This is a genomic window from Algoriphagus boritolerans DSM 17298 = JCM 18970 (genome assembly GCF_900108085.1).
GTDB classification, from domain to species: Bacteria; Bacteroidota; Bacteroidia; order Cytophagales; family Cyclobacteriaceae; genus Algoriphagus; species Algoriphagus boritolerans.
Map to the genome: position 1 here is coordinate 1 of NZ_FNVR01000064.1, position 2,744 is coordinate 2,744.

General features: G+C 51.9%; 1 rRNA gene. It reads left to right on the top strand.

What is annotated here, in order from left to right:
• Nucleotides 1-65: 65 nt before the first annotated feature.
• Nucleotides 66-2,744 (top strand): 23S ribosomal RNA (locus C4S61_RS21515); the annotation flags it as partial.

Genomic DNA, 2,744 nt, shown 5'->3' on the forward strand with positions numbered 1-2,744 from the left:
GAACAAGTTCATTGACATATTGAAGTAGAAATTGTAACAGAAGTACTAGAGATAGTACAAAGTAGAAGTAAGTGATTAAGGGCGCACGGGGGATGCCTAGGCTCTCAGAGGCGAAGAAGGACGTGATAAGCTGCGAAAAGCCACGGGGATCGGCCAATACGAAATGATCCGTGGATGTCCGAATGGGGCAACCCAACCAGCAATGGTTATTCCGTAAGGAAAGCGAACGTGGGGAACTGAAACATCTAAGTACCCATAGGAGGAGAAAATAACAATGATTCCGTAAGTAGTGGCGAGCGAACGCGGAGGAGCCCAAACCGAATATGTTACGGCATGTTCGGGGTTGTAGGACCTGCATAATTGAGTTAAATCTGACGAGAACTGCGTGGGAAAGCAGACCGAAGGGGGTGAGAGTCCCGTATTGGAAGGATTTATTTTGAGGCGGGTATCCTGAGTAGGGCGGGACCGGAGAAATCCCGTTTGAAACTGCCGGCACCATCCGGTAAGGCTAAATACTCCTGAGAGACCGATAGTGAACGAGTACCGTGAGGGAAAGGTGAAAAGTACTCCGAATAGGAGGGTGAAATAGACCCTGAAACCGTGCGCTTACAAGCGGTCGGAGCCACGCGATGTGGTGACGGCGTGCCTTTTGCATAATGAGCCTACGAGTTACACCTCTCTGGCAAGGGTAAGGTATTCAGTACCGTACCCGGAGCGAAAGCGAGTCTGAAAGGGCGACAGAGTCGGAGGGGGTAGACGCGAAACTTAGTGATCTACCCATGGCCAGGTTGAAGGTTGGGTAAAACCAACTGGAGGACCGAACCGATAAGCGTTGAAAAGCTTCCGGATGAGCTGTGGGTAGGGGTGAAAGGCTAATCAAACTGAGAAATAGCTCGTACTCCCCGAAATGTTTTTAGGAACAGCGTCGGGAATTGTATGGCGGAGGTAGAGCTACCGATAGGACTAGGGGGAGTCACATCCTACCAAATCCTGACGAACTCCGAATGCCGTCATACAGAACCGGCAGTGAGGGCTGGGGTGCTAAGGTCCCAGTCCGAGAGGGAAAGAACCCAGACCTTCCGCTAAGGTCCCCAAATTTAGGTTAAGTTGAACAAAGGTGGTCCAGTTGCAGAGACAGCCAGGAGGTTAGCTTGGAAGCAGCTATTCCTTTAAAGAGTGCGTAACAGCTCACTGGTCGAGCGACAGGGCGTCGATAATAATCGGGCATCAAACCTAATACCGAAGCGAAGGATTAGACCCAGCAATGGGCTAGTGGTAGGGGAGCATTCCAATGACGGAGAAGGTATCCTGTAAGGGGTGCTGGAGTTTTTGGAAAAGCAAATGTAGGCATAAGTAACGATAAGGCGGGCGAGAAACCCGCCCACCGTAAGACCCAGGTTTCCTGATCAACGTTAATCGGATCAGGGTTAGTCGGGACCTAACGCGAACCCGAGAGGGGTAGTGGATGGACAATGGGTTAATATTCCCATACTGGTTATACAGGTGATGGAGTGACGGAGTGATGAAAGATCCGCCCGGTGACGGAATACCGGGTTAAAGCGAGTAGGTATTGGCCTTGTAGTTAAATGCGCAGGGCTAGCCGAACGTGATAGTACTGAGCGTTTTCGGACAATCAGATAGTGATCCTAAGGGCTTCCAAGAAAAACTTCTAGCGCTAAGCGTATAGCTACCCGTACCGCAAACCGACACAGGTGGTCGAGGAGAGAATCCTAAGGTGCTCGAGTGAATCATGGTTAAGGAACTCGGCAAAATGGCCCTGTAACTTCGGGAGAAGGGGCGCTGGCAGCGATGTCAGCCGCAGTGAAGAGGCCCAGGCGACTGTTTAACAAAAACACATGGCTTTGCAAAGTTTAAAGACTAAGTATAAGGCCTGACACCTGCCCGGTGCTGGAAGGTTAAGAGGGGATGTTATCGCAAGAGAGGCATTGAATCGAAGCCCCAGTAAACGGCGGCCGTAACTATAACGGTCCTAAGGTAGCGAAATTCCTTGTCGGGTAAGTTCCGACCTGCACGAATGGTGTAACGATCTGGGCGCTGTCTCAACCATGAGCTCGGTGAAATTGTAGTCGCGGTGAAGATGCCGCGTACCCGCAACGGGACGGAAAGACCCCATGCACCTTTACTGCAGCTTAGTATTGGTACTGGACAAATGATGTGTAGGATAGGTGGGAGACTGAGAAGCGGGTTCGCCAGGATTCGTGGAGTCACTGTTGAAATACCACCCTTTGTTTGTCTGGTATCTAACCCCGCACGGGGGACATTGCTTGGTGGGTAGTTTGACTGGGGTGGTCGCCTCCAAAAGGATAACGGAGGCTTCCAAAGGTTCCCTCAGTACGCTTGGTAACCGTACGAGGAGTGCAATAGCATAAGGGAGCTTGACTGTAAGGCCGACAAGCCGAGCAGGGTGGAAACACGGGTATAGTGATCCGGCGGTTTTGAATGGAAGAGCCGTCGCTCAAAGGATAAAAGGTACGCTGGGGATAACAGGCTGATCTCCCCCAAGAGCTCATATCGACGGGGAGGTTTGGCACCTCGATGTCGGCTCGTCACATCCTGGGGCTGGAGAAGGTCCCAAGGGTTCGGCTGTTCGCCGATTAAAGTGGCACGCGAGCTGGGTTCAGAACGTCGTGAGACAGTTCGGTCCCTATCTGTTGCGGGCGTGGGAAGTTTGCGAGGACCTGACCTTAGTACGAGAGGACCGGGTTGGACTGACCGCTGGTGTA